23 protein-coding genes and 1 tRNA gene are annotated in these 24,520 nt (G+C 31.0%); 9 read left to right on the forward strand and 15 right to left on the reverse strand.

The window, feature by feature from the left end; genetic code table 11:
- A complete protein-coding gene (locus CLV91_RS12170; RefSeq protein WP_121068341.1) occupies positions 1–453 on the reverse strand; it encodes an Lrp/AsnC family transcriptional regulator in 453 nt (150 codons plus the stop codon).
- A gap of 179 nt (positions 454–632) precedes the next feature.
- Here CLV91_RS12170 and CLV91_RS12175 point away from each other — a divergent pair, with 179 nt between their 5' ends.
- From CLV91_RS12175 to CLV91_RS12190, 4 genes are all read left to right on the forward strand, one after another.
- Positions 633–962 (forward strand): hypothetical protein, encoded by a 330-nt coding sequence (locus tag CLV91_RS12175; protein ID WP_245987186.1) that lies wholly within the window; start codon positions 633–635, stop codon positions 960–962.
- Positions 963–1,064: 102 nt separating this feature from the next.
- A complete protein-coding gene (gene purU, locus CLV91_RS12180; protein WP_121068345.1) occupies positions 1,065–1,916 on the forward strand; it encodes a formyltetrahydrofolate deformylase in 852 nt (283 codons plus the stop codon).
- An 11-nt stretch (positions 1,917–1,927) separates the two neighbouring features.
- Positions 1,928–2,635, forward strand: coding sequence for a DUF4197 domain-containing protein (locus tag CLV91_RS12185; protein WP_121068347.1), 708 nt, complete (start codon positions 1,928–1,930; stop codon positions 2,633–2,635).
- Positions 2,636–3,142: 507 nt separating this feature from the next.
- Complete coding sequence (locus CLV91_RS12190; RefSeq protein ID WP_170146752.1) at positions 3,143–4,516, forward strand: helix-turn-helix domain-containing protein; 1,374 nt, start codon at positions 3,143–3,145, stop codon at positions 4,514–4,516.
- 298 nt (positions 4,517–4,814) lie between these two features.
- Here the strand turns inward: CLV91_RS12190 and CLV91_RS12195 are convergent, their stop codons facing one another.
- A complete protein-coding gene (locus tag CLV91_RS12195) occupies positions 4,815–5,597 on the reverse strand; it encodes an alpha/beta fold hydrolase (RefSeq protein ID WP_121068351.1) in 783 nt (260 codons plus the stop codon).
- A 219-nt stretch (positions 5,598–5,816) separates the two neighbouring features.
- On the opposite strand from CLV91_RS12195, the gene CLV91_RS12200 reads away from it, so the two are divergent.
- Positions 5,817–6,011: a hypothetical protein gene (locus CLV91_RS12200; RefSeq protein WP_121068353.1), complete on the forward strand. Its 195-nt coding sequence runs from the start codon at positions 5,817–5,819 to the stop codon at positions 6,009–6,011.
- A 1-nt stretch (position 6,012) separates the two neighbouring features.
- Here the strand turns inward: CLV91_RS12200 and pyrF are convergent, their stop codons facing one another.
- The 6 genes from pyrF to CLV91_RS12230 all read right to left on the reverse strand — a co-directional run bounded on the left by pyrF (position 6,013) and on the right by CLV91_RS12230 (position 13,022).
- Positions 6,013–6,825 carry an orotidine-5'-phosphate decarboxylase gene (gene pyrF / locus CLV91_RS12205; protein WP_121068355.1) on the reverse strand — a complete coding sequence of 271 codons (813 nt, stop codon included), beginning with the start codon at positions 6,823–6,825 and terminating at the stop codon, positions 6,013–6,015.
- Positions 6,826–6,831: 6 nt separating this feature from the next.
- Positions 6,832–7,908: a peptide chain release factor 1 gene (gene prfA / locus CLV91_RS12210; protein WP_121068357.1), complete on the reverse strand. Its 1,077-nt coding sequence runs from the start codon at positions 7,906–7,908 to the stop codon at positions 6,832–6,834.
- Positions 7,909–8,041: 133 nt separating this feature from the next.
- Positions 8,042–9,037 carry an FAD:protein FMN transferase gene (locus CLV91_RS12215; protein WP_121068359.1) on the reverse strand — a complete coding sequence of 332 codons (996 nt, stop codon included), beginning with the start codon at positions 9,035–9,037 and terminating at the stop codon, positions 8,042–8,044.
- A 56-nt stretch (positions 9,038–9,093) separates the two neighbouring features.
- Positions 9,094–9,537: a QcrA and Rieske domain-containing protein gene (locus CLV91_RS12220; protein ID WP_121068362.1), complete on the reverse strand. Its 444-nt coding sequence runs from the start codon at positions 9,535–9,537 to the stop codon at positions 9,094–9,096.
- Between the two features lie 50 nt (positions 9,538–9,587).
- Positions 9,588–10,766, reverse strand: coding sequence for an AIR synthase related protein (locus CLV91_RS12225; RefSeq protein ID WP_121068364.1), 1,179 nt, complete (start codon positions 10,764–10,766; stop codon positions 9,588–9,590).
- Positions 10,767–10,835: 69 nt separating this feature from the next.
- A complete protein-coding gene (locus CLV91_RS12230; RefSeq protein ID WP_121068366.1) occupies positions 10,836–13,022 on the reverse strand; it encodes a glutamine synthetase III family protein in 2,187 nt (728 codons plus the stop codon).
- Positions 13,023–13,226: 204 nt separating this feature from the next.
- Between CLV91_RS12230 and CLV91_RS12235 the strand changes: the two genes are divergently transcribed.
- A complete protein-coding gene (locus CLV91_RS12235) occupies positions 13,227–14,240 on the forward strand; it encodes a glutamine synthetase beta-grasp domain-containing protein (RefSeq protein WP_121068368.1) in 1,014 nt (337 codons plus the stop codon).
- Between the two features lie 82 nt (positions 14,241–14,322).
- Here CLV91_RS12235 and CLV91_RS12240 read toward each other — a convergent pair whose 3' ends face one another.
- On the reverse strand, positions 14,323–15,462 hold the full coding sequence (locus tag CLV91_RS12240; RefSeq protein WP_121068370.1) for a glycerophosphodiester phosphodiesterase: 1,140 nt from the start codon (positions 15,460–15,462) through the stop codon (positions 14,323–14,325).
- A 148-nt stretch (positions 15,463–15,610) separates the two neighbouring features.
- Positions 15,611–16,552 carry a calcium/sodium antiporter gene (locus CLV91_RS12245; protein WP_121068372.1) on the reverse strand — a complete coding sequence of 314 codons (942 nt, stop codon included), beginning with the start codon at positions 16,550–16,552 and terminating at the stop codon, positions 15,611–15,613.
- Positions 16,553–17,112: 560 nt separating this feature from the next.
- Between CLV91_RS12245 and CLV91_RS12250 the strand changes: the two genes are divergently transcribed.
- Both CLV91_RS12250 and CLV91_RS12255 read left to right on the forward strand, forming a co-directional pair.
- Positions 17,113–18,888, forward strand: a complete 1,776-nt coding sequence (locus tag CLV91_RS12250) for a DUF885 domain-containing protein (protein WP_121068374.1) — start codon at positions 17,113–17,115, stop codon at positions 18,886–18,888.
- A gap of 78 nt (positions 18,889–18,966) precedes the next feature.
- Positions 18,967–19,119 carry an SsrA-binding protein gene (locus CLV91_RS12255; protein ID WP_121068376.1) on the forward strand — a complete coding sequence of 51 codons (153 nt, stop codon included), beginning with the start codon at positions 18,967–18,969 and terminating at the stop codon, positions 19,117–19,119.
- On the opposite strand, the gene CLV91_RS12260 is transcribed toward CLV91_RS12255, so the two are convergent.
- Both CLV91_RS12260 and CLV91_RS12265 read right to left on the reverse strand, forming a co-directional pair.
- The gene (locus CLV91_RS12260) at positions 19,116–19,628 is read right to left on the reverse strand and encodes an adenine phosphoribosyltransferase (RefSeq protein ID WP_121068378.1); all 513 of its coding nucleotides are present in this window, start codon (positions 19,626–19,628) and stop codon (positions 19,116–19,118) included. The genes CLV91_RS12255 and CLV91_RS12260 overlap by 4 nt on opposite strands.
- 6 nt (positions 19,629–19,634) lie before the next feature.
- Entirely contained in the window at positions 19,635–20,630 is a 996-nt protein-coding gene (locus CLV91_RS12265) for a LacI family DNA-binding transcriptional regulator (RefSeq protein WP_121068380.1), read from the reverse strand.
- A 231-nt stretch (positions 20,631–20,861) separates the two neighbouring features.
- On the opposite strand from CLV91_RS12265, the gene CLV91_RS12270 reads away from it, so the two are divergent.
- Positions 20,862–20,938 (forward strand) — tRNA-Arg (locus CLV91_RS12270).
- 64 nt (positions 20,939–21,002) lie between these two features.
- Here CLV91_RS12270 and uxaC read toward each other — a convergent pair.
- Genes uxaC through CLV91_RS12285 form a run of 3 tightly spaced genes read right to left on the reverse strand, consistent with a single transcriptional unit; the run spans position 21,003 to position 24,449 of the window.
- Positions 21,003–22,424, reverse strand: coding sequence for a glucuronate isomerase (gene uxaC / locus CLV91_RS12275; RefSeq protein ID WP_121068381.1), 1,422 nt, complete (start codon positions 22,422–22,424; stop codon positions 21,003–21,005).
- Positions 22,425–23,603, reverse strand: coding sequence for a mannonate dehydratase (uxuA, locus tag CLV91_RS12280; protein ID WP_121068383.1), 1,179 nt, complete (start codon positions 23,601–23,603; stop codon positions 22,425–22,427). It lies immediately after the preceding gene.
- A gap of 18 nt (positions 23,604–23,621) precedes the next feature.
- Complete coding sequence (locus CLV91_RS12285; protein ID WP_121068385.1) at positions 23,622–24,449, reverse strand: SDR family oxidoreductase; 828 nt, start codon at positions 24,447–24,449, stop codon at positions 23,622–23,624.
- Between the last annotated feature and the right edge of the window lie 71 nt (positions 24,450–24,520).

Below are 24,520 nucleotides of genomic sequence, written 5' to 3' on the forward strand. Positions count from 1 at the left end.
TTAAAAATTTAGCTTACCCACAGGAGCATTAGTAACCACGTTGGAAAGTATAATATGGGTTCTAGTTTCACCATACTGTATTAATTTATCTATAAATTGTTCTAGATGAAATTGATCTTTTAAAACAACTTCCATTACAATATTTTCATTACCCGTAATTCTATAACAATTAATTACCTCTTTATACTCTTTTACAATTACCAAAAAAGGCTTTAATTTCCCCATAAAAGCTCTTAATGTAATGATTGCTTTTAATTGATGCCCAGTTAAAGAATGGGAAACTTTTGTTTTGTAACCCTCTATAATTCCTAAATCTTCCATTTTCTTAACCCTCTCTGCAACGGCTGGAGCTGTAAGACCAATTTTTTTACCAATCGCAGTATAAGATTCTCTTGCATTTTCTTGTAAAAAATGAAGTATTTTCCAATTTAACTCATCAATCTTTGTTATCATTACTATTGTTTTGCAATAATTAATATTCTAAAGTAAAATAGCTAATTTACTAATTTATTTAAATAAATTTATTTAAAATGCTACGTAACTTTATAGTATAATTAGTAAATATATAAACTGTGTCCCACAAAAGTTTAGGAAAAAACCCTGTCTACAAAAAAGCATTAGAACTTTGCGTTATGAGCAGAGAGATAGCTAGTTATGTTTCCCTAAACAAAGATTTATTAAAATTATACCAATCTAATAGTTTAAGAGACACTATTGCCAATTCATTACTTACAGATGCCATCCTTATACCTCAAAAAATAGCTCAGGCAGAATATACAAAATGCAAAACGGAACGTCTTAAAAATGCTTTGCATATAAATATTATGCTAAGAAACATGACATCTTACTGCACGGGTTTAGAAAAAGATGGTTTAAAAGAAAAAGAATATATTAATTTATTAAGAAAAGAGGTTTTTACCTTTAAAGAATCTTTCAAAAACTGGAGAAATTCTATCCTCTAAAGTCTAAAAGACTCCTATTTGTCTATTAAACCTAAAAAAACAACTATTTTTATTTAGTTTGATTTAGATAATGTTCTAATTTTGAAAGTTAAAACATACATCTTGAAAACTTCTATTTTAATAAATTGCCCCGACCAGGCTGGCATAATAAGTATTGTTACAGGCTTTATACATTCTAAAGGTGGAAACATTATATACCTTGACCAACATGTAGATAAGGCCGCTAATATATTTTTTATGAGGCTAGAAAGTGATTTTGATGAAAAAAGTTTTAACATCACCACTTTTTCTTCTGAGTTTGAGAAAAAATTAGCACTGCCATACAAAATGAAATGGGCATTAAAAAAAGATACCGAAAAATTAAAAATGGCAGTTTTCGTATCTAAATACAACCATTGCTTATACGATTTATTAAGTAGGTTTAATTCTGGAGAATTAAATGTTGATATTCCTTTTATTCTAAGCAATCATAAAGACCTAGAATATATTGCGAACCAATTTAATATTCCTTTTTACCATATACCTATTACAAAAGACACAAAAGAAGAGGCCGAGCAAAAACAACTTAAATTATTAAAGGAAAACAATGTAGACTTTATAGTTTTAGCCAGATATATGCAAATAGTTAGTAGTACAGTTATAGAGGAATTTCCGAACAAAATTATTAACATACACCATTCTTTTTTACCTGCATTTGCAGGAGCAAAACCTTACCATGCTGCTTTTGCCAGAGGTGTTAAAATAATAGGAGCCACTAGTCACTATGTAACCGAAGAATTGGATGCTGGTCCAATCATTGAGCAGGATGTAACAGCAGTAACGCACTCCCATAGTATTAGCGATTTTATTACAAAAGGAAGAGATCTAGAAAAAATAGTATTATCTAGAGCTGTAAAATTACACATTGCAAGCAAAACAATGGTATACAACAACAAAACCGTTATATTTTCATAAAACACAAAACAATGCTTAAAAAAATTATTTTAGTATTTACATTCTTTTCATTTTTCTCATGTGGTGAATTACAACAAATTGTAAACCAACTACCACAAGAAACTACCACTGTTGGCAATTTAGATATTGCTAAAGGTCTCCAAGAAGCATTACAATTAGGAATAGACAAACAGGTAACCAAACTTACCGCTACAAACGGTTTTTACAAAAATGAATTAGTAAAAATAGTATTACCTGAAGAATTACAAAAAGTAGACAAAACACTAAGAAGTATTGGCTTAGGAAAATTAGCAGACGAAGGCCTAAAAGTACTAAATAGAGCAGCTGAAGATGCCGTTAGTGAAGCAACACCCATATTTATTGATGCTGTAAAAGGTATTTCCTTTACAGATGCAAAAAGTATTTTATTAGGTGCTGATGATGCTGCTACAAAATATTTAACTAAAGAAACACAAACCAATTTATATAATAAATTTTCTCCTGTGATAAATAACTCTTTCCAAAAGGTAGGCGCAGATAAAATCTGGAAAAATTTAATTACTAAGTATAACAACATTCCACTTACAAACAATGTAAATCCAGATTTAACCAATTATGTAACGCAAGAAGCTTTACATGGAGTTTACAAAATGATAGCTATAGAAGAAAAAGAAATTAGAAATAAAGTATCTTCAAGAACTACAGATTTACTTAAAAAAGTGTTTATTCTTCAAGACTAACGAAATAAATATGGATTATACACAATTTTCTTAACATTATAACGTTGTTTTTAATAAAGAGAATATTTATAAAAAATTTAATCTTTAATTAACTATTATTAGATTTAAATTAAAGACATTTGTATAAGTTATTTTAAGTTAGTAATTTTTTGAGTTAGTTAGTTTAAACCGGTGGGAGCACCGGTTTTTTTTGTTTCAAAACTTAATCTTAAGAGCACCTAATTTGGTATAGCACTATAATTCCCATAAATGTAAATTATTATCGGTTTTTACTTTAATTAAAACGATAATATTATCATTAAGTCCTTCATTTTATTATCTTTATTTACTTTTTTAACATAAAAACAGATAAAACACCAAATGAGGAGACTAAGAATCTTAATCACGTTCTTATTTCTGTTCGTAAATCTATATTCTTCTATAGCAAAAGAAGGTAGTAGCACAGAAAAAAAAACTACTAGAGAACTACCTCCCATCAACTTTCGCAACAAAGCTGACGATTTGTTTATGGAGCAGAATTACAATGATGCCATAGAAACATATCAATTAGCATTAGAAAAGGAAATTCCAAATAAAGCTCCTGTTTTAAAAAAAATTGCACTTAGCTATTCTGCATTACACAAAACACAAGAAAGCTTAAAATATATTGAAGAGTATTTACATAAAGAATACAACCCTAACATATTAGCAGATAGCGGTTTTGATACTATTAGAGAAACGGAAGCTTTTGATATTATTGAAAAAAGATACATACCTCAAATTAATATTTGGACTTTTATTTATTTATATGTGGCACTTATAGGTTTTTACTTAACAGTAATTATACACTTTAATAAGAAAATTGATTCTGTTGCCAAAATACTTATTAGCGCTTTTATTTTTACCCATTCCATATTTATAATTCACATTTTCTTATTCTTAACTAATTATCAATTTAATTTTCCAAATTCCTATTTAATTTCAACAGGTTTTTCATTTCTATACGGCCCTTTATTATACTTTTATTTTAAAAGAATAACACAACAATATACTTTCAAGGTTAAAGACTTAATACATTTAATACCTACTCTACTAATTTTTATCTATTTAATACCCAAATACTTACTTCCTATAAGTGAAAAATTAGAAATTCTTATTAATGAAGCTTCTGGATATACCTCTGAAAATTCCACAGAATTTATAACCATTGTAGTTTTAAAAGTAATATCCTTACTTACTTATGGTGTTTTTATAAGAAAAATATATTTAAAAAGTCAATTAGACTCTAATTTATCAGACGAAAACAAAATATGGAAAAAAAACATCTACAGAATACACTTCTTGTATTTAATATGTTACTGTATTTACGGATTTTTATCGCTAAATAACATCTCTGTTGGATTCTTCTTTAATATGCAAATATTTGCAATGGCTATGATGATTCTGTACTTAGGATACTCTGCAAATGCTCAACCAGACGTTTTTAGTGGTGTTTTAAATGCTAAAAATGCATTATTTTTTAAATATCAAAAATCTGGATTAACAGATAGCTTATCCAAAGAACTTAAAAACAATCTTATTCGCTTATTTGATATTGATAAAATATATAAAGAGAACCATATAAATTTAGAAATGGTCGCAACTAATTTGCAAACTACAAGACATAATGCTTCTCAAGTTATTAATGAACATTTTAACATGAACTTTAACGAGCTCATTAATTGGTATCGCATAAGAGAAGCAAAAGAAATACTTGACAACAATATTGCAAAAAAAATGAACATGATTGACATTGCATATGAAGTAGGTTACAACAACAAAGTAACCTTTAACAAAGCATTTAAAAAGGAAACACTTCTTACTCCTAGTCAATATCAAAAAAAAATAGCTCCAAATAGTTAATTCCACCAACTACATTCAAAAAATCTATAAATCAAACACTTACCTTACTCACAAAAGGCTAAACTTACTATTTAAAGAGTAAAGTTTTATAAGGCTTACCTTTTTTTTTACTAATAAGTGTTTTATTTACATTAGTAAATTATGTAGCAGCCTTGATCACCAACTTTTAAGGAAAAAATACAGTTTTCAATTTTAGAAGGTACATATTTGAATTAGCTATCAAGAAAAAATCAGGGCTGCATTTTACTACTCCCAATTATTATTTTCTTTCAAATAATTAATTCTAGAAGAATTATTTTTAAAAACCGGCAAGATAACCTAACACCATATTATTGTACAACTTTGGTTGTTCTACATTAACAACATGACCACAGTCTTCCACTACAAACAAATTAGAAGCAGTATGCTTTTCTACAACTTTACGAATACTTGGTAAGAAAAGATAATCTTCTTCTCCCATAATATATAAGGTAGGTATTTTTATTTCTACAGACCTAAAAAATCTGAGTAAGGGATTAATTTCTACTGCTAAACTAAACCACTTAAGAAACTCTTCTTTATATATTTTCTTTGATTCTTTTATATAAAGTAACCTAGATTCTTTATGATTCTTATACGGCATTATAAAGAAAGTAAGTACATTATATAATTTATCATAAGGCATTATTTTCTTTAGCTTCATTCCTAAGCCTAAGACTAAACGCGATTTAAAACCAAGTTTCATTATTGCTCCTCCCATAACCATACTAAGAACTCTTTCAGGATACTTTTCTGCTAAAGTTCTAATAATAATAGTACCTAATGATATTCCTATAAAATGAGATTGTTTAATTTTTTCATAATTAATAACCTCTATAATATCTTCAGACAAAGAATCAAAAGTATATGTGTCACTAAAATTTTCTAAAAAATTTGATGTTACAGAGTCTCCATGACCTCTTAAATCTAATAAAAGAACATTAAAACGCTTTCTAAACTCCTTTACTTGTTTATGCCATATAGTAGAACTTCCACCTGCACCGTGTACAAAAGTTACCCAGATATCAGAATTTTCGTGTATGTATTTTGTATAACTAAGCAAAGTCCCTCATTTTTTAAGTGAAGCACAATGTATTAAAACTTTTTAAATATTCGACGAAATACACTTTTTTTTAACACTTATTCTATCAACAATAAAATAAGAAAAGCATAACTGGTAAAATAAAGACGAATTACCTATAAATTAGATGTACTTCACTAGTAACAAACGTCTAAAAACATTATCTGAACGTATATTTGTAAACACACATTAACTACTATTATGAACAAACAATATTGCAAAGTTGGATCTAGCACACCTTTAGGAAATGGAAGTAAAACTATAAGTCTTTTAGAGTACCAATACCAGAATTTTATTGAAAAAGCTAACCTAAACAACACAGACTCTAAGCTTGGTGAATTCTTTAATTTAAAGGCTCAAAAAATAAAAAAAGATTTAGAAAAATTAATGCAATAGATTAATGCATTAATTTTTTCATTTGCTTTTGAAGTTGCAATGCACTTTTGGCTGCTTTTTGTGCAAAATCTTCATCTTTAGAAGCATATATAATACCTCTAGAAGAGTTTACAAGTAATCCTATTTGCTTGTTTGCACCATATTTATATACATCTTCTAGACTCCCTCCTTGCGCACCTACACCAGGAACCAATAAAAAACTATTTGGAATAATTTTACGTATTTCTGATAAAAAAGTTGCCTTTGTAGCACCTACTACATACATTAAATTTTCAGAATTTTCATAAGTTATTGAAGTTTCTAAAACCTCCTTATACAATTCCTTACCACTAATTAATTTGATTTGAAAATCGTACGCACCTTTATTAGAAGTAAGCGCCAACAAAATAGTATGTTTGTTTTTAAATGCTAAAAAAGGCTCTACAGAGTCTTTTCCCATATAAGGAGCAATAGTTACAGAATCGAACTCCATATCTTCAAAAAATGCTTTAGCATATCTTGTTGATGTATTTCCTATATCACCACGTTTAGCATCCGCAATAGTAAACAGCTCTGGGTAGTTTGTATTTAAGTATTTAATAGTTTTATCTAAAGCAATCCACCCTTTTATACCATAGGCTTCATAAAAAGCTATATTAGGCTTATAGGCAACACATAAATGGTGGGTAGCATCTATAATTGCCTTATTAAATTCAAAAATAGGATCTTCCTCTTTTAATAAATGAGAAGGTATTTTTTCTAAATCGGTATCTAAGCCTATGCAGAGAAAAGATTTTTTTAACCGTATTTGTGCAACTAATTCTTCTGTAGTCATTTGTATTTAAAAAATTCCGGAAGCTTCTTTTAATTTTTCCGTGTTTTCTACCAAGCTAAGTTCATCAATTATTTTTTGAATATCCCCATTTATAATATTCTGCAAGTCATAAAGTGTTAATCCTATTCTATGATCTGTAACTCTACCTTGTGCATAGTTATAGGTTCTAATTTTTGCAGAACGGTCTCCACTACTTACTTGCGAATTTCTTTTTGCTGCATCTTCTTCCTGCTTTTTTGCAAGTTCTAAATCATATAAACGAGAACGAAGTACTTTAAAAGCTTTTTCCTTATTCTTATGCTGTGATTTTTGATCTTGACATTGTGCAACTAAACCTGTTGGCACGTGTGTTAAACGTACCGCAGAATAGGTAGTGTTCACAGACTGCCCACCAGGTCCTGAAGAACAAAAGAAATCTATACGAACATCTTTAGCCTCTATTTGTACATCAAAATCTTCTGCTTCTGGAAGCACCATTACGGTAGCTGCACTTGTATGTACCCTACCTTGAGTCTCGGTTTGTGGTACACGTTGCACACGGTGTACACCGGCTTCAAATTTTAAAGTACCATAAACATCGGCACCATTAACTTCAAACTGAATTTCTTTATAACCGCCACTTGTACCTTCACTTAAATCTATAACATTAGTTTTCCAACCTCTTCCTTCACAATATTTAGTGTACATTCTAAATAAATCTCCTGCAAATATACTAGCCTCATCTCCACCTGTTCCTGCTCGTATTTCTACAACTACATCTTTAGCATCTTCGGGATCTTTTGGAATAAGCATTAGCTTAATATCTTCTTCTAATTGAGGCAAAGATTCTTTTGCTTCATCTAACTGCATTTTGGCCATTTCTACCATTTCGGCATCACTACCATCTGCAATTATTTCTTCAGCTTCCTCTATATTACTTGTATACGTTATATACTCTTCACGTTTGTCCATAAGGTCTTTTAAATCCTTATATTCTTTAGTTAATTGTACATAACGCTTTTGATCAGATATTACATCTGGCTGTATGATAAGATCAGAAATCTCATCAAAACGTTGCTTTACAATATTTAATTTGTCTATCATAATCTTACATCACTTGGGTTGCGAATTTACAATAATTTTACACATTTAATGCTATTGTTCTTATTAAGAAGAAACCTCTTTTAGTTATAAAAAGAAATAAGTTGCATTACGAATATATTGCAATATAATTTAGTTAAGGTGATTTATCTAAAATTACGCCATTACTCTTATGAAGTTTACTATTAGCATCAACCAAAATTACTTCTGTACCTCCTAACTGATTTATTAAGGCAATACCTTTTTCTAAGCCTAGCACTAAAACAGCAGTAGCTAAAGCATCACATAACTCTGCACTTTTTGCAAAAATAGTAGCTTTCTTAAGAGCTTTAACTGGTTTTCCAGATTTAGGATTTATAATATGCCCAAACTTCTGCTTTTTAAAGTTTACATATTTTTCATAAACATCTGAGGTTGCTACAGAAGATTCTACAATAGGCAACCAAGAAATTATTTTATAATTACTTAATGGATTAGCTACTCCTAAAAGCCATTTTTCTCCACTAACTTTAGTTCCCCAGGTTGTTATATCGCCATCTGCATTAATTACACCCGCTACCACTTGTTTAGAAACCAACAAAGATTTAGCTTTATCTACCGCATAGCCTTTCCCTATAGCATCAAAAGAAATTTGTGTTCCTTTTGTTTTTAAAAAAACGGTTTGCTTTTCTTTATCTAAAAGAATGTTTTTATAACCAACATTACTAACAGATTTTTTAATCTCTTTTTCGGTTGGTAAATATTGCATACTCCCATTAAAATCCCAGACTTTATCTACGGATGCATAGGTAATATCAAAAGCGCCATCTGTTAATTCCGAAATTTGTTTTGCTCTTTCTATTAAACCAAACAACTCTAAACTTACCTTTACTGACTTTACTCCAGCATTTAAATTTATTTTACTTGTTTCAGAATCTTTATCCCAAGAGGAAATAAGTTTTTCTATTCTTTTTATTTCTGCAGATGCTTCATCTATATTAATATACCCAAGTTCTTCATTCACTGCAACAACAGTTATATCAAAAGTTTCCCCCATTAAAGGCACTTTTTTCTTTACAGTAACATATTTTCTTTCTTGAGAATACCCTAAAAGAACAAGAAAACCAAATAGTAAAGAAATTAAGGTTTTCAACTTGTTTGAGTTTAAATAGGTTATAAGAAAATTGGGTAAATAGATTGTTTAGCTTCTTATTCGGTAATAGTTAATATATCGCCTTCTCTTTGAATATTGTAAATTTTTATTGGCCTTGCTGGGTCTCCTTGCACTTGATTTAAAGGAGAGCCATTTTGTGAAAATTTAGAGCCATGTACATCACAATGAAATATACCACCTTCTATTGGTACAAAACGCACTTGGTCATACTGTTGATGACTACAAACTTGAGAAGCAGCAACAAACTCTCCTTCTAAATTTTTCGCTACAACTACTAAATTCTTAAGAAGAAAACCACCATTTTTTTCTAACTTTTTGCCTTCATCAGAGTTTAAGTCTACCGTAAAATTCACCTCTTCTGGTTCTTTAACAATAGTACCATCTGTAGCATCGTCTTTAGAACAACTACCTAAACACGGGTATAATACTGCAAAAGCAGCACTTGCCCCTACACTTCTTAAAAACTCTTTGCGTTTCATAATGGTATACTTTATAAATAAAAACGGAAGAATATTAGTTATCGTATGCCTTAATAGTTAAAGGTTCCATACTCACTTTTAATTGTGAGTTTTTTTGAAGAAGATGCTTCTACACGGCCTATTATTTGAGCTTCAATTCCAAATTCTTTACCAATTGCAATTAAATCTTCTGCAATGGCGGGAGAAACATAAGCCTCTAATCTATGACCGCAATTAAAAACCTGATACATTTCTTTCCAATCTGTATTAGACTGCTCTTGAATTAATTTAAAAAGTGGTGGCACCGGCAACATATTGTCTTTTATGATATGTAAGTTATCTACAAAATGTAAAATTTTAGTTTGTGCCCCTCCACTACAATGTATCATTCCATGTACCTCCTTTGAAGTATATTTTTTAAAAATTTGTTTTACAACTGGTGCATAAGTTCTTGTTGGCGACAAAACAAGTTTACCAGCATTTATTGGTGAATTCTTAACCTCATCGGTTAATTTTACTTCTCCAGAATACACTAAATCTTCTGGCACAGAAGCATCAAAACTTTCTGGATACTTATCTGCCAAATATTTAGAAAAAACATCATGTCTTGCAGAGGTAAGTCCATTACTACCCATTCCTCCATTATATTCACTCTCATAGGTAGCTTTACCATAAGAAGCAAAACCAACTATAACATCCCCTGCTTGTATATTTGCATTATCTATAACATTACTTCTTTTAAGTCTTGCTGTAACGGTAGAATCTACAATAATTGTTCGTACCAAATCTCCTACATCTGCAGTTTCCCCTCCTGTAGAATGTATTACAATTCCGTGTTCTTTTAAATCGGAAATTAACTCCTCTGTACCATTTATTATAGCAGAAAGCACTTCTCCAGGAATTAAATTTTTATTCCTTCCAATAGTTGAAGAAAGCATAATATTATCTGTAGCACCAACACAAATTAAATCATCTATATTCATTATTAATGCATCTTGCGCAATACCTTTCCAAACAGAAACATCTCCAGTTTCTTTCCAATACATGTATGCAAGTGACGATTTTGTCCCAGCACCATCTGCATGCATTACCAAACAATATTCCTCATCATTGGTTAAATAATCTGGCACTATTTTACAAAAAGCCTTTGGAAACAAGCCTTTATCTATATTCTTTATGGCGTTATGCACATCTTCTTTTGATGCAGAAACTCCTCTTTGATTATATCTTTCACTATTTGACGAACTCATTCTAAAATATTTGAAGCAAAAATAATAGAAACCATAAAGATGGTAACTATAATTAAAAGTTTATATCCACTATTTAATGAACAACAATTCTCTATACTTTGTTAACGGCCAAGTTTGATCCTCTACAACTTGCTCTAACTTATCACAATGGTATCTTATTTGACTAAAATATGGTTTAACATTTTCGCAATAAGCATTTGCTTTTTTACCACTATCTAATAATTTATTCGCTTTTTTTCTAGTATCTGTCATATGGTCTACTAACTTTTTAACCTCTACCAAATGCTCTGCTATTTGTTCAATAATAGATAATTGCCCATCTGTAAGCTTTTTATGAGCTGCTCCATAAATATCTTTAATACCCATAACATTTTTTATAAGTTTATTTTGATATTCTATAGATGCTGGCAGTATATGATTATATACTAACTCCTTTAAAACACGACCTTCTATTTGTAAGTGAAGAATGTAGGAGTCTAATTCTACCTCTTGCCTTGCTCTTACCTCTACCTCACTTAAAACCTTAGTTGCTTTAAAAAGTTCTAGACTTTCTTTTGTGGTTAGCACTTTTAATGCTTGCGGGGTAGTTTTATTATTACTCAACTTTCTTCTTACAGCCTCTTTTTCCCATTCTGCACTATACCCATCTCCATCAAAACGAATTCTTTTAGAAGTCTTAATGTATTCTCTTAAAACATTAAAAATTGCTTCATCTTTCTTAAGACTCTTTTTATCTACCAAAGCATCCACTTCTTTTTTAAAATCTGTTAATTGTTTTGCTACAATAGTATTTAAAATGGTCATTGGTTTAGCACAATTAGTTTTGGAACCAACTCCTCTCATTTCAAATTTATTACCCGTAAATGCAAAAGGAGATGTTCTATTACGATCCGTATTATCTAATAAAATCTCTGGTATCTTACCAACCACATTAAGCTTAAGTTCCGTTTTTTCTTCTGGAGAAAGTTTCCCTTGCGAAACCCCTTCTAACTCATCTAAAACTCTACTCAACTGGGAGCCAACAAAAATAGAGAAGATTGCTGGTGGCGCCTCATTTGAACCCAATCTATGGTCATTACTTGCTGAGGCTATTGATGACCTAAGCAACTCTTCATAGGTGTTAACCGCTTTGATTGTGTTTACAAAAAAGGTTAAAAACTGTAAGTTTTTCATTGGTGTAGAACCCGGACTAAGTAAATTTACACCAGTATCTGTAGCTAACGACCAATTATTATGCTTCCCCGATCCATTTATTTCGGCAAATGGTTTTTCATGAAAAAGCACTTTAAAATTATGTTTATCCGCTACTTTATCCATAATATCCATTAAAAGAAGATTGTGATCTACCGCAAGATTTGCCTCCTCAAAAACAGGTGCTAATTCAAATTGATTAGGAGCAACCTCATTATGCCTTGTTTTTACTGGAATTCCTAATTTTGTGCATTCTTTTTCTAAATCGCTCATAAAACTAAGAACCCTACTTGGTATTACTCCAAAATAATGATCATCTAACTGCTGACCTTTTGCTGCAGTATGCCCTACTAAAGTTCTTCCTGTTAAAATAATATCTGGTCTAGAATGTGCTAAAGCTTTATCAATTAAAAAATATTCTTGTTCCCATCCTAAAGTAGCATTTACTTTAGCTACTGTTTTATCAAAATATTTTGCTACTGCAGTTGCGGCCTCATCTACCGCATGTAAAGCCCTTAATAAAGGAGCTTTATTATCCAACGCTTCTCCTGTATAGGAAACAAAAACTGTAGGAACACACAATGTAGTTCCATAAATAAATGCTGGTGAAGTTGGATCCCATGCTGTATAGCCACGAGCCTCAAAAGTATTCCTTATACCTCCACTAGGAAAACTAGATGCATCTGGTTCTTGCTGTACTAGTTGTCTTCCTCCAAATTTTTCTAATGCAGTACCATCTGGCAATAAATCAAAAAAAGCATCATGCTTTTCTGCTGTGCTTCCTGTTAAAGGCTGAAACCAGTGCGTATAATGCGTTGCTCCCATAGATATTGCCCAAGCCTTTATGGCTTCTGCAACTTGATCTGCAATTTTTCTATCTATTTTTGTTCCAGAAAAAATTGCTCCTTGCACACTTTCATAGGCATCCTTTGTTAGATACTGCAACATTCTTTCTGTATTAAAAACATTTGCACAAAATAACTCAGAACGTCTTCCCTTTTCCTCTATAACTCCTCTCTCTCTTTTTGCACTTTCTGAAATTGCTTTAAATCGTAATTTGGACATAATTTCTTGTTCTAATAAATAATTCTGATTAAAAATATATCAAAATTACTATCATTAATTAAATATTTAACAATTTCCCCTATAAAAATTAGGGCTAAATAAAAAAATTCACAGTTTTTACTTATTTACCCCCTTGAAATTTAGAATGTAAACACAAAAAACATATTTTTGTTTGAATTTAAAAGAATATTAATAAAAAATATTATGGCTAAAATTAAATTAGAATACCTATGGTTAGATGGGTATTTCCCAACACAAAACTTAAGAAGCAAAACTAAAGTTGAAGAACATGAAAATTTTCAAGGAACAATTGAAGAATTAGGAAACTGGTCTTTTGATGGTTCTTCTACAAAACAAGCTTCTGGAGGAGCGTCTGATTGTATTTTAAAGCCAGTTGCAATTTATCCGGATCCAGCACGTATCAATGGTTACTTAGTAATGACTGAAGTTTTAAATGCAGACGGTACTGCCCACGAATCTAACGGTAGAGCTACTATTGAAGATGATGATAACGATTTCTGGTTTGGTTTTGAGCAAGAATACTTTATCATGGATAGAGAGACTCAATTACCATTAGGATTCCCTATTGGTGGTTACCCAGGACCTCAAGGTATGTACTACTGTTCTGTTGGTGGAAAAAACACTTTCGGAAGAGATTTCGTAGAAGAGCATGCAAATTTATGTATTGATGCTGGTCTTAATTTTGAAGGAATTAACCAAGAGGTTGCTTCTGGACAATGGGAATTCCAATTATTTGCTAAAGGTGCTAAGAAAGCTGGTGATGAAATTTGGGTTGCTAGATACTTATTAGACCGTTTAACTGAAAAGTACGGATGGTACATAGAATACCACCCAAAACCAATTAAAGGAGACTGGAACGGTTCTGGAATGCACGCTAACTTCTCTAACACAATTTTAAGAACTTGTGGATCTAAAGAGAAATATGCTGAAATATGTGAAGCTTTCCGTCCTGTTACAAAAGAACACATTGAAGTTTATGGTGAATTTAATGACCAACGTTTAACTGGTTTACACGAAACTGCATCTATTAACGATTTCTCTTGGGGAGTTTCTGATAGAGGAGCATCAATCCGTATTCCAATTATCGCTGTAGAAAAAGGATACAAAGGTTGGTTAGAAGACCGTCGTCCATCTTCAAACGGAGATCCATACAAAATTGCTGCAAGAATTATTAAAACTGTTAAACCAGTTAAATAATCTTCTCTATTTTATAACATCAAAAGCTCCTCTGCTAATGCAAAGGAGCTTTTTTTACACCTTGTTCTAATAGGCAACTAACTTATTTCCAAGTAGCAACAGCTTTCACAGCTTCATCTGTATAATCTGTAAAAACACCATCTACACCAGCATCAAAGAACATATGATACTCGCTTTCATGATTTCCATTACTCCATTTTACATCTTCATTTCTAAAAGTATAAGGGTGCACTTTTAAATCATACTTATGCGCTAAACTAATAAAATCTGTTTCTGGTAAAACAGTAATATTTCCTTCGGTATCTTTTGCAAAAGAAATAATAAATGGCTTCCATGGACCAATACCATCTGCATAATTAGCAGTATAACGCATACCCTCTTCTGTTGTAAAAAATTCATACGTTCTTAAATCTCCGTTAACATAAAAATCAAAAGGAGCTGCATAAGAAATAAAATCTCCTTCTGGAACATTAAAATCTAATGAGCCATCTGTATTCACATTATAGGTAGATATTAACTGTACTAGTTTTACCGTAGATTTTGTATTTATGTACTGTAAAGGAGCCACTTCAAAGCACTGAACAAAAACCGGTGCGTCATAAGAATTCCACCCTGCTTTTTCCAACACTTCTAATAATGCATCTTCAAAATTATACCCTAATTGGCTATGAAAATAAGGATGTTTCATTTCTGGGTAAATACCTACAACTTTCCCAGATGTTGTTTTTCTAGATTTAGCCAAAGCTATTATCTCTTGTATTGTTGGTATGGAATATAAATTATCAAACTGATTAGATCTGTCTGACCTAGCCTGTTTAGCTTTTAGAGTTTTTATTTCTTCCAAAGTAAAATCAGAAACAAACCAATCTGTAATTTCTTTACCATCTAAATTTTTAGTTGTTTTTAAATGCGCATATTCTGGTAAATCTGCAACGTTTGTAGTTCCTGAAATAAAAGGCTCATGACGTGCTACTAAAGCACCATCTTTAGTCATTACTAAATCTGGCTCAATAAAATCTGCCTCCAATTCAATAGCTTTAGCATAAGCCTCTAAAGTGTGTTCTGGGTAAATAGATTGTGCTCCCCTGTGTGCAATTACTAAAGGCTTATCTTGCTTTTCTTCAGAAGGTCCTCCCCCAACAAAATCGTCTATTTTGTGACATGAATTTAAACCCAGCATAAGGGTTACAATTGTTACAGATACTAATTTTAGGTTTTTCATAATAATCATAGTTTTAGATTAGTATAAAAAAACAAAACCCATATTAATGAATTTATATCCCAATATTACGTAATTAACACTATTAGGTTTCCTTAATAAGTTTTGGAAACCATAATTAAGAACGAAGATTTAAATACTCTGAAGTTATTTAAGAGACTGTTAAATAAACAAAGGTTATATATACCCCTAAAAGCAATATCCCATCTCTCCAACCTAAGCGTAAACCTTTTGGAATAAAAACTAAAGGGAGAATAAGGAAAGAAATACCCAACATCCAAAAGATATCAAAATCTAACAAACCTTGGTCTATAACTGTAATTGGTGTTATAATAGAGGTAATACCTAATACTGCTAATAAATTAAAAATGTTAGACCCTATTAAGTTCCCTACTGAAATTGCTTTCTCCTTTTTTAATATTGCAATAATAGAAGCTGCTAACTCTGGAATGCTTGTTCCTACAGAAACAACTGTTACACCTATTACACGTTCACTAACACCATATAATGTTGCCAAACCAACTGCACCATTTATTAATAATTCTGAACCTCCCCACAAGGCAACACCACCAATACCTAGAAATAGAACTACTTTATACATCTCTAAAGGGGCTTCATCTTTATCTTCCATATCTTCTTCTACAGCTTTCTTTTGGAAACGTAACAAATAAACTAAAAAAGCAAAAAGAAAGACTACCATAATAATACCCTCATACTGCTCTATAACTCCATCTGTATATATAAAACCAAAAAATAATAAAGATGCTAACATCATTACCGGCCAATCTGTAGTGTAAAAAGTCTTTTTAACATCTATTGCTCCCAAAATTACTGTTACGCCTAAAACTAAACCAAGATTAGCAATATTAGAACCTACAACATTTCCTAAAGCTAAATCCGGAGAGCCATTTAATGCAGCTTTAATACTAACTATTAACTCTGGTGCAGAGGTAGCAAAAGATACTACTGTCATCCCCACTACAATTTTAGGAATATTTAATCTATAAGAAATTGCAACTGCAGATTTAAGTAACCAATCACCTCCTGCTATTAATAAAGCTAATCCTAAAATTATAAATAAAATATTCTGCATCTTTAAATTTTGTGCAAATATAAGTGAAGATTTTGGCTTTAAAACATCTCTTTTTAATCCTTTTATTTTTACAAAAACACCACTAATTTATCTACTACTAATAATGAAATTGCAAAAAACAGGTCAAAAATTAACGAAAATGCCCTTGCAATAAACAATTACATCAAAAAACGCTCTACATTTATTACAATATAAAACCATAATTTAAAAATTTAATTACATTTAATAACTTACACAAAGGAATAACACAAAATACTAACACTTAAATCATTATATTAATTACATATGTGTATTTACTTGTATGGATTTAACTAAAATTCCTTGCAAGTGACTATTTAATTTCTATATATTGATTGAATAATCGATTATTAAACTTTAATTATTAACCCTTTTAAACCAAAAAAATATGATAACATTTGCAAAACTTTTACTAGTATTATTTCTTTCTATAATTATGTTTTTTGCTTAAGTAATATCATATAGGCCTATATACAAAAGACTGCCAAAGCGCAGTCTTTATTTTTTTAATTATCTTGAACACCTGACTAATAATACTTAAAATGAAAAAAAGCTTAAAACTAATAGTAATTCTTCTTACCATCATTTATTCCTGTAAAGAAGAAACAAAAAAAGTAGACGTAAATGTATCTGAAAAATTTTCCCAATTAATAGACAATTACTATGAGGACGAACTAAAGTTAAACCCTATTAATGCTACTACTGCAGGAGACCACCGCTATGACGATATTTTTGTAAACAACCTTTCGGATGAATTTATTAGTAAATCTAAAACTCATTATACTAATTACAAAAAACAACTAGACTCCTTTCCTAATGAAAGTCTTACTGAAAGCGAACAACTAAGTAAAGCCGTTTTAACTTGGGAATGTGATATTAATTTAGCGGAATTTAATTTTAATGCCAACCTTACTCCTATTGACCAAATGTGGTCTTCTAACTTATTTATGGGGCAATTAGCTAGTGGAAGTAGCGCACAACCATTTAACACTGTTAATGACTATAAAAAATGGCTAAAAAGAGTAGATGGCTATTTAGATTGGATGGCAAGTGCCGAAAAAAGAATGAAAGAAGGTATGCAAAACGGTCATGTACTACCAAAAGCATTAATCTTAAAAGTAATTCCGCAGTTAAAATCACTAACGAATAAGGATGTAGACAACCATTTATTTTACCAACCCATAAAAACTATTCCAGACGATTTTGCAAATAATGACAAACTAGAATTAAAAAAGGCATATAGAAATATGGTAAGCAATAAGATTATACCTGCTTATGAAAAACTACATACTTTTATGAGTACCCATTATTTAGAAGCTGGCAGAAAAACTAGTGGTATACAAGGAGAACCAAATGGGAATGCTTTTTATGCGCATCAAATAAAAAAATACACCACTACCAATATGACTGCAGCAGAAATTCATGAATTAGGATTAAGTGAGGTTGCCAGAATCCGTTCCGAAATGGAAAAAATTAAAGAACAAGTAGGTTTTAAAGGAGACCTTAAATCTTTTTTTAATTTTGTTAGAAGCAACAAAGACCTTATGCCTTTTAAAGAACCTAGTGAAGTTATTGCTAATTTTAACTCCATTCATGAAAGAATGAAACCACAAATTGAAAAACTTTTTGATGTAAAGCCTAAAACTCCCTTTGAAGTAAAACGTACCGAAGAATTTCGAGAAAACTCTGCTAGTGCAGAATATAATCCAGGTTCTTTAGACGGTACAAGACCTGGTATTTTCTACACACCAATTCCTGATGTTACAAAATATAATGTGTATTCTGATGAGTCTTTATTTTTACATGAAGCTATTCCTGGACACCATTACCAAATATCTTTAACACAAGAAAGTGATGTATTACCAAAATTTAGAAAAACACTATGGTATAGTGGTTATGGAGAAGGTTGGGCCTTATATTCAGAATCTCTTGGTACAGAGCTAGGCTTATACACAGACCCATACCAACTTTTTGGTATGTTAGGTGCAGAAATGCATAGAGCTGTTCGTTTAGTAGTTGACACTGGTTTACATTCTAAAGGCTGGACAAGAGAACAAGCTATTACATACTCTTTAGATAATGAAGCTGAATCTGAAGCTGGCATAACATCTGAAATTGAACGCTACATGGCAAACCCTGGACAAGCGCTATCTTATAAGATTGGGCAATTAAAAATTCAGGAGCTTAGAAAAAAAGCAAAAGAAACTATGGGAAATAAATTTGATATAAAAGAATTTCACAATCAAATTTTAGAAACAGGATGTGTTCCTTTAGCATTATTAGAAGATAAAATTAATACTTGGATTTCTCAAAAATAAGCCCACTACTACAAATTATTAAGCCTTGGCAATTAACGAGGTTTATTAATTTGTAGTACTTTTAAAAAAAGTATTTCTATGAAACTTGTATTTTTTAAACTATTAGCTAGAGTTAATAAAGCACTACTTCCCTCCTACTCTAAAAAACAGTTAGACCTTTCCAAAGCATCTAAATTACAACTTGCAATTATTGGTTGGCGCTACTGGATTACCACAAATGCTTTAGATTAGTAATGTAATAAAGAAGTTACTTTATAGTTAGATAGCTTTTTACTTCCCTGCAAAAAATCTAACTCTAACAAAAAATTGCATTGTACTATTTCTCCTCCTAATTTCTCTATTAATTTACAAACAGCCTCTGCTGTTCCTCCGGTTGCTAAAACATCATCATGAATTAACACTTTATCTCCTTTAGAGATTGCATCTTCATGAATTTCCAGAGTATCGGTTCCATACTCTAAGTCATAGGTCTCTTGCGCAACTTTTGATGGTAACTTACCTGACTTACGAACTGGGATAAAACCTGCGTTAAGTTCTCTTGCTAATAATGGAGCAAAAAAGAATCCTCTGCTCTCTATACCTATTACTTTATCTATTTTTTTATTCTCTATAGAGTTTAACAAACTAGTTGTTGCAAAATTTAACGCTTCTGGATTACTCAACAAAGGTGTTATGTCTTTAAAAACTACTCCTTGTTTAGGAAAATCAGGAACATCCTTTATATACTTGTATAAATCCATTCCCTTTTAATATATTCTTTTACCAATACTATCCACAGATATTGCATGCACCCCTTCTTTATAATTCTCAAGTTGATCTATTAAAAGCTCTGCAGTTTTTTCACCTAAAAATTTTCCTCTTGGAGAAATTGGCTTTACTCCTTTTATAGCTTCAAAAGCAGATTTTCTAATCGAAAAAGCATAAATAAACAGCTCTCCTTTACCTAATAATTTTTGAGTGTTTTTATTCATTAAGATTGTTTCTAACAAATACTGATTCATAATAATCAATATAGAAACACTTTCTTCTTTAACTTTCTTTATTACATCTCCTGCAAAAGACTCCTCGCCATTAGCTTTTATAACATTATATTTTTTAATTTTATGAACTTTTTCTAAAGCCTCTAATATTCCTTTTTTACGCCTATCTACATACATAGCATTAGAAAAAGATTCTACCACCAAGACATTTTCATTTTCTCCAATTTTTAAATCGGATACAGCACTAAAAGCCTCTTTATAGTGGTCTATACTTACTTTATTAAAAGCTAAATCATCTGGAACTTTATTGGCAAGAACCACAGAAATTCCTCTATTACGAGCACGTTCTATATGGTTATAATTTTCTGATGTTATAGTATCTTCAGTTAAAGAAACAATAATACCATCTACTCCTTTTTCTATTAAAATATCTATATTATGAGCCTCACGTTCTTTATTATAATTAGATGTAGATAAGATTGCATTATATCCTTTAGAATAAGCAACTTTCTCTATCCCTATAAATAATTTGGCAGAGAAACGGTCTAATACACTAGGTATAACAACACCTATGGTTTTACTCTTACCCTTTTTTAAACTTAACGCAAGAGGGTTTGGTCTATAATTAGTTTTTTTTGCAGCTTCTTTTACTCTATTCTTTGTTGCTGCACTAATTTCCAAACTATCATTTAATGCTTTTGAAATTGTTGAAACCGAAAGATTTAACAACTTAGAAAGGTCCTTAAGTGTAGTGTTCTTCATAGTTTATCAAATTCGTAATTACTATATAACTAAATATTAATCTACTAAGGTAATATTAGTTTAACAATGTCTCTAATAAAACCGTAGAAATACAAGTTATTTTGTTTATTAACAAAACAGCATAATATAAGGTTCTTATCTAAAAAGAAAAAATCTAATATTTTACGACAGGTTCTTTTGTAATAAGTTTAAAAAGAAATATATTTGCAGCCCGTTTTACGGGAACAATTAGGCCTCGTGGCGCAACTGAATAGCGCACTTGATTACGGCTCAAGAGGTTACAGGTTTGAATCCTGTCGAGGTCACCACTAATTAAAAAAGCTTTCAAGAAATTGAAAGCTTTTTGTTTTTAAAATAGTTCCTAATTGTTGTTTACGCATTAAAGTTAAAATAGTTTACTGCATTAGTATAACAAATATCTTGCACCATTTTTCCAAGAAATTCTACATCATTAGGTACAAGTCCTTCTTTTACGTCTTGTGCTATTAAATTACATAATATACGCCTAAAGTACTCATGTCTTGGAAAGGACAAAAAACTTCTACTATCAGTTAACATACCCACAAAACGACTAAGCAATCCCATATTTGACAGTGCATTTAATTGTTTTTCCATTCCGTCTTTTTGATCTAGAAACCACCATCCGGAACCCCATTGCATTTTACCTGGTATATCTGCATTTTGAAAATTTCCCATCATGGTTGCAAAAACTTCATTCTGTGCAGGGTTTAAATTATAGGTAATTGTTTTTGCTAATTTATTTTGAGAATTAAGCGTATTAAATAACTTAGACATAAACTCTGCCATTGGAAAATCTCCTATAGAATCGCAACCTGCATCTAAACCTATTTCTTTAACTAAATAGCTATTATTGTTTCTAATGGGTCCTAAATGATACTGTTGCACCCAATTGTACTGATGATATTTTTTTCCTAAATAAAAAAACAAAAACGACCGATATTTATCTATTTCGGTAGCAGAAAGTTGTTCTCCATTTACTCTTTTATCAAAAATTAACATTATTTCTTTCGTAGTATGGTCTTCAATTTTTAACGCTTCCCCAACTCCAAAATCGGATAATCTACATCCATTAGTATTAAAAAATAAAATACGCGCATCAATAACTTCTAAAAAATCATCCAGAGTATTAATTTTTATAGCCGCACTTTTTCCTAATTTATCTAAGTATGCTAAAAACTCCTCTTTTTGTATAAAGAATAATTCATCGGACCTAAAGGTTGGTAATACTTTTGTATAATAATTACCCGATTCTGCTATTTGTCTATGGTATTTTAAATCATCGCATGGATCATCCGTAGTACAAACCACTTCTACTTTCATTTGCTCTAACAATTGAGCAGGCGTTTTTTGCTCTAAAATAGAATTTGCTTGTTCATAAATTACTTCTGCAGTAGAAGGTTGTAAAATTTTATCTATATTAAAATAACGTTTTAATTCTAAATGTGTCCAATGAAATAAGGGATTCCTTAATGTATAAGGAACCGTTTCCGCCCACTTTAAAAACTTTTCTTTATCAGAAGATTTAGACCCTGTTATAAATACCTCTTCAACCCCATTAGCACGCATGCCACGCCATTTATAATGGTCCTCTTTTAACCAAGCCTTAGTAATATTTTTAACAGGTTTTTTTTCTGCAATTTTTTTTGCTGATAAATGATTATGATAATCTATTATTGGTAAATCTTTAGCATAATTATGATATAACTCCACTGCTACTTTAGACTGTAGTAAAAAATTATCTGTAATAAAACCTTCTGAATTTATTACTCCCATCTATAATATACTTTTAGATATTCCATATTCTAACCCTCGTAATTCCGCTAATCCTCTTAATCTACCAATTCCTGAATATCCTGGGTTAGTTTTCTTCTTTAAATCATCTAGCATTTGGTGACCGTGATCCGGCCTTACAGGAATTGCAAAATCTTTTCTTCCTTCTACCTTGCGTCTTTTCTCCTCTACTAAAACCTCTTTAACAATACTGTACATATCTACATCACCATCTAAATGATTAGCTTCATAAAAGTTACCATGCTCATCTCGCTTTGTACTTCTTAAATGTAAAAAGTGAGTGCGATCTGCAAAACGCTTAAATATTTGAACCAAATTATTATCGGCCCGCACTCCTAATGAACCTGTACAAAAAGTAATTCCATTAGAAACATCTGGAACATTTTTGAACAAGTACGCATAATCTTCTTCTGTACTTACAACTCTTGGAAGTCCTAAAATAGGATAAGGTGGATCATCTGGGTGAATACACATTAAAACATTATTTTGAGAAGCTACAGGAATAATTTCTTTTAAAAAAGACACTAAATTTTCTTTAAGATTCTGCGCATCTATATTTTTATACGTATCTAAAATTTCTTGAAATTGCTCTAAGGTATATCCTTCTTCCGCTCCAGGCAAACCAGCAATTATATTATTTATTAATTGTTTTTTACTATCGTCCGAAAGTGTATTTATATATTTTTTTGCAGCACTTTTTTGCGCTTTAGAATAACTATTTTCTGCTCCAGGCCTTTTTAATAAAAATAGTTCAAAAGCTGCAAAAGCAATAACATCAAAGCGCAAGGCTTTAGAGCCATCTTCTACTTGAAAACTTAAATCTGTTCTTGTCCAATCTAAAACAGGCATAAAATTGTAACACACAATAGATACACCACAGCTTGCTAAATTTTTAATACTTGTTTTATAGTTTTCTATATATAATTTAAAATTTCCTGTACGTGTTTTTATATTCTCATGTACTGGAATACTTTCTACAACGCTCCAATTAAGTCCAGAGCTTTCAATAACTTTTTTTCTTTCTTGAATCTCTTTTATTGTCCAAACTTCACCGTTTGGAATATGATGCAATGCAGAAACAACACCTGATGCTCCTGCTTGTTTTATATCTTCTAAAGTTACTGGGTCTTTAGGTCCGTACCATCTCCATGTTTGCTCCATTGTCTATTTTGTATTTTTTTAAACTCCACTATATGCACTAAAACCACCATCTATTGGCACTACAACACCAGTAACAAAGGAAGCTCCTTCCCCACATAACCATAACGTTGTTCCTACTAAATCTTCCGGTTTTCCAAATTTACCCATTGGCGTTTGCTCTATAATTTGATTTCCTCTTGGCGTTAAACTACCATCATCTTGTGTAAGTAAACTTCTATTTTGGTCTGTTAAGAAAAATCCTGGTGCTAACGCATTTACTCTAATTCCTACTTTAGAAAAATGAACCGCTAACCACTGGGTAAAATTAGATACGGCTGCTTTAGCTCCACTATATGCTGGAATTTTTGTTAATGGTGTAAATGCATTCATAGAGGAAATATTTAAAACACTACACCCTTGTTTACCTACCATGTCTTTTGCAAAAACTTGTGTTGGCAACAATGTTCCTATTAAGTTTAAATCAAAAACAAACTTTATTCCTGTTGGATCTAAATCAAAAAAAGTTTTAAATCCATCTGTTGTATCTTCTAAATCCTCTTTAAATAAAAAAGGCTTAGATGTGGTTCCTAAAGGATGATTCCCACCTGCTCCGTTTATTAAAATATCACATGTTCCTAATTTACTATTTACTTCTGCTTTTGCTATATCTAAAGAATCTTTTTCTAAAACATTAGCCTCTATACCAATAGCAACCCCACCAGATATATTAATTTCATTAGCAATGGCATCTGCAGCTTCTTTACGTAAATCTAATACTGCAATTTTATGCCCTTCTTTTGCAAGGGCTTTTGCTAATGTACTACATAAAACTCCTCCAGCTCCCGTTAAAACAACTACTTTACTCATTCTTATTATATTTTATTATTTCGAAAAACGTGTACGTTAACGTAAATATAGTAAAAAAACACAAATAGATT

This window comes from Maribacter vaceletii (genome assembly GCF_003634105.1).
GTDB lineage: Bacteria > Bacteroidota > Bacteroidia > Flavobacteriales > Flavobacteriaceae > Maribacter_B > Maribacter_B vaceletii.

Excerpts from the sequence above, each read along its gene's own strand:
- CLV91_RS12220 (WP_121068362.1), bottom strand. The coding sequence starts at position 9,537 with ATGAAACGCAAAGAGTTTTTAAGAAGTGTAGGGGCAAGTGCTGCTTTT.
- CLV91_RS12230 (WP_121068366.1), bottom strand. The coding sequence starts at position 13,022 with ATGTCCAAATTACGATTTAAAGCAATTTCAGAAAGTGCAAAAAGAGAG.
- pyrF (WP_121068355.1), bottom strand. The coding sequence starts at position 6,825 with ATGACTACAGAAGAATTAGTTGCACAAATACGGTTAAAAAAATCTTTT.
- CLV91_RS12250 (WP_121068374.1), top strand. The coding sequence starts at position 17,113 with ATGAAAAAAAGCTTAAAACTAATAGTAATTCTTCTTACCATCATTTAT.
- CLV91_RS12255 (WP_121068376.1), top strand. The coding sequence starts at position 18,967 with ATGAAACTTGTATTTTTTAAACTATTAGCTAGAGTTAATAAAGCACTA.
- CLV91_RS12260 (WP_121068378.1), bottom strand. The coding sequence starts at position 19,628 with ATGGATTTATACAAGTATATAAAGGATGTTCCTGATTTTCCTAAACAA.
- CLV91_RS12285 (WP_121068385.1), bottom strand. The coding sequence starts at position 24,449 with ATGAGTAAAGTAGTTGTTTTAACGGGAGCTGGAGGAGTTTTATGTAGT.
- uxuA (WP_121068383.1), bottom strand. The coding sequence starts at position 23,603 with ATGGAGCAAACATGGAGATGGTACGGACCTAAAGACCCAGTAACTTTA.
- CLV91_RS12240 (WP_121068370.1), bottom strand. The coding sequence starts at position 15,462 with ATGAAAAACCTAAAATTAGTATCTGTAACAATTGTAACCCTTATGCTG.
- uxaC (WP_121068381.1), bottom strand. The coding sequence starts at position 22,424 with ATGGGAGTAATAAATTCAGAAGGTTTTATTACAGATAATTTTTTACTA.
- CLV91_RS12190 (WP_170146752.1), top strand. The coding sequence starts at position 3,143 with ATGGAGCAGAATTACAATGATGCCATAGAAACATATCAATTAGCATTA.
- CLV91_RS12170 (WP_121068341.1), bottom strand. The coding sequence starts at position 453 with ATGATAACAAAGATTGATGAGTTAAATTGGAAAATACTTCATTTTTTA.
- CLV91_RS12225 (WP_121068364.1), bottom strand. The coding sequence starts at position 10,766 with ATGAGTTCGTCAAATAGTGAAAGATATAATCAAAGAGGAGTTTCTGCA.
- CLV91_RS12185 (WP_121068347.1), top strand. The coding sequence starts at position 1,928 with ATGCTTAAAAAAATTATTTTAGTATTTACATTCTTTTCATTTTTCTCA.
- CLV91_RS12175 (WP_245987186.1), top strand. The coding sequence starts at position 633 with ATGAGCAGAGAGATAGCTAGTTATGTTTCCCTAAACAAAGATTTATTA.
- prfA (WP_121068357.1), bottom strand. The coding sequence starts at position 7,908 with ATGATAGACAAATTAAATATTGTAAAGCAACGTTTTGATGAGATTTCT.
- CLV91_RS12235 (WP_121068368.1), top strand. The coding sequence starts at position 13,227 with ATGGCTAAAATTAAATTAGAATACCTATGGTTAGATGGGTATTTCCCA.
- CLV91_RS12245 (WP_121068372.1), bottom strand. The coding sequence starts at position 16,552 with ATGCAGAATATTTTATTTATAATTTTAGGATTAGCTTTATTAATAGCA.
- CLV91_RS12200 (WP_121068353.1), top strand. The coding sequence starts at position 5,817 with ATGAACAAACAATATTGCAAAGTTGGATCTAGCACACCTTTAGGAAAT.
- CLV91_RS12265 (WP_121068380.1), bottom strand. The coding sequence starts at position 20,630 with ATGAAGAACACTACACTTAAGGACCTTTCTAAGTTGTTAAATCTTTCG.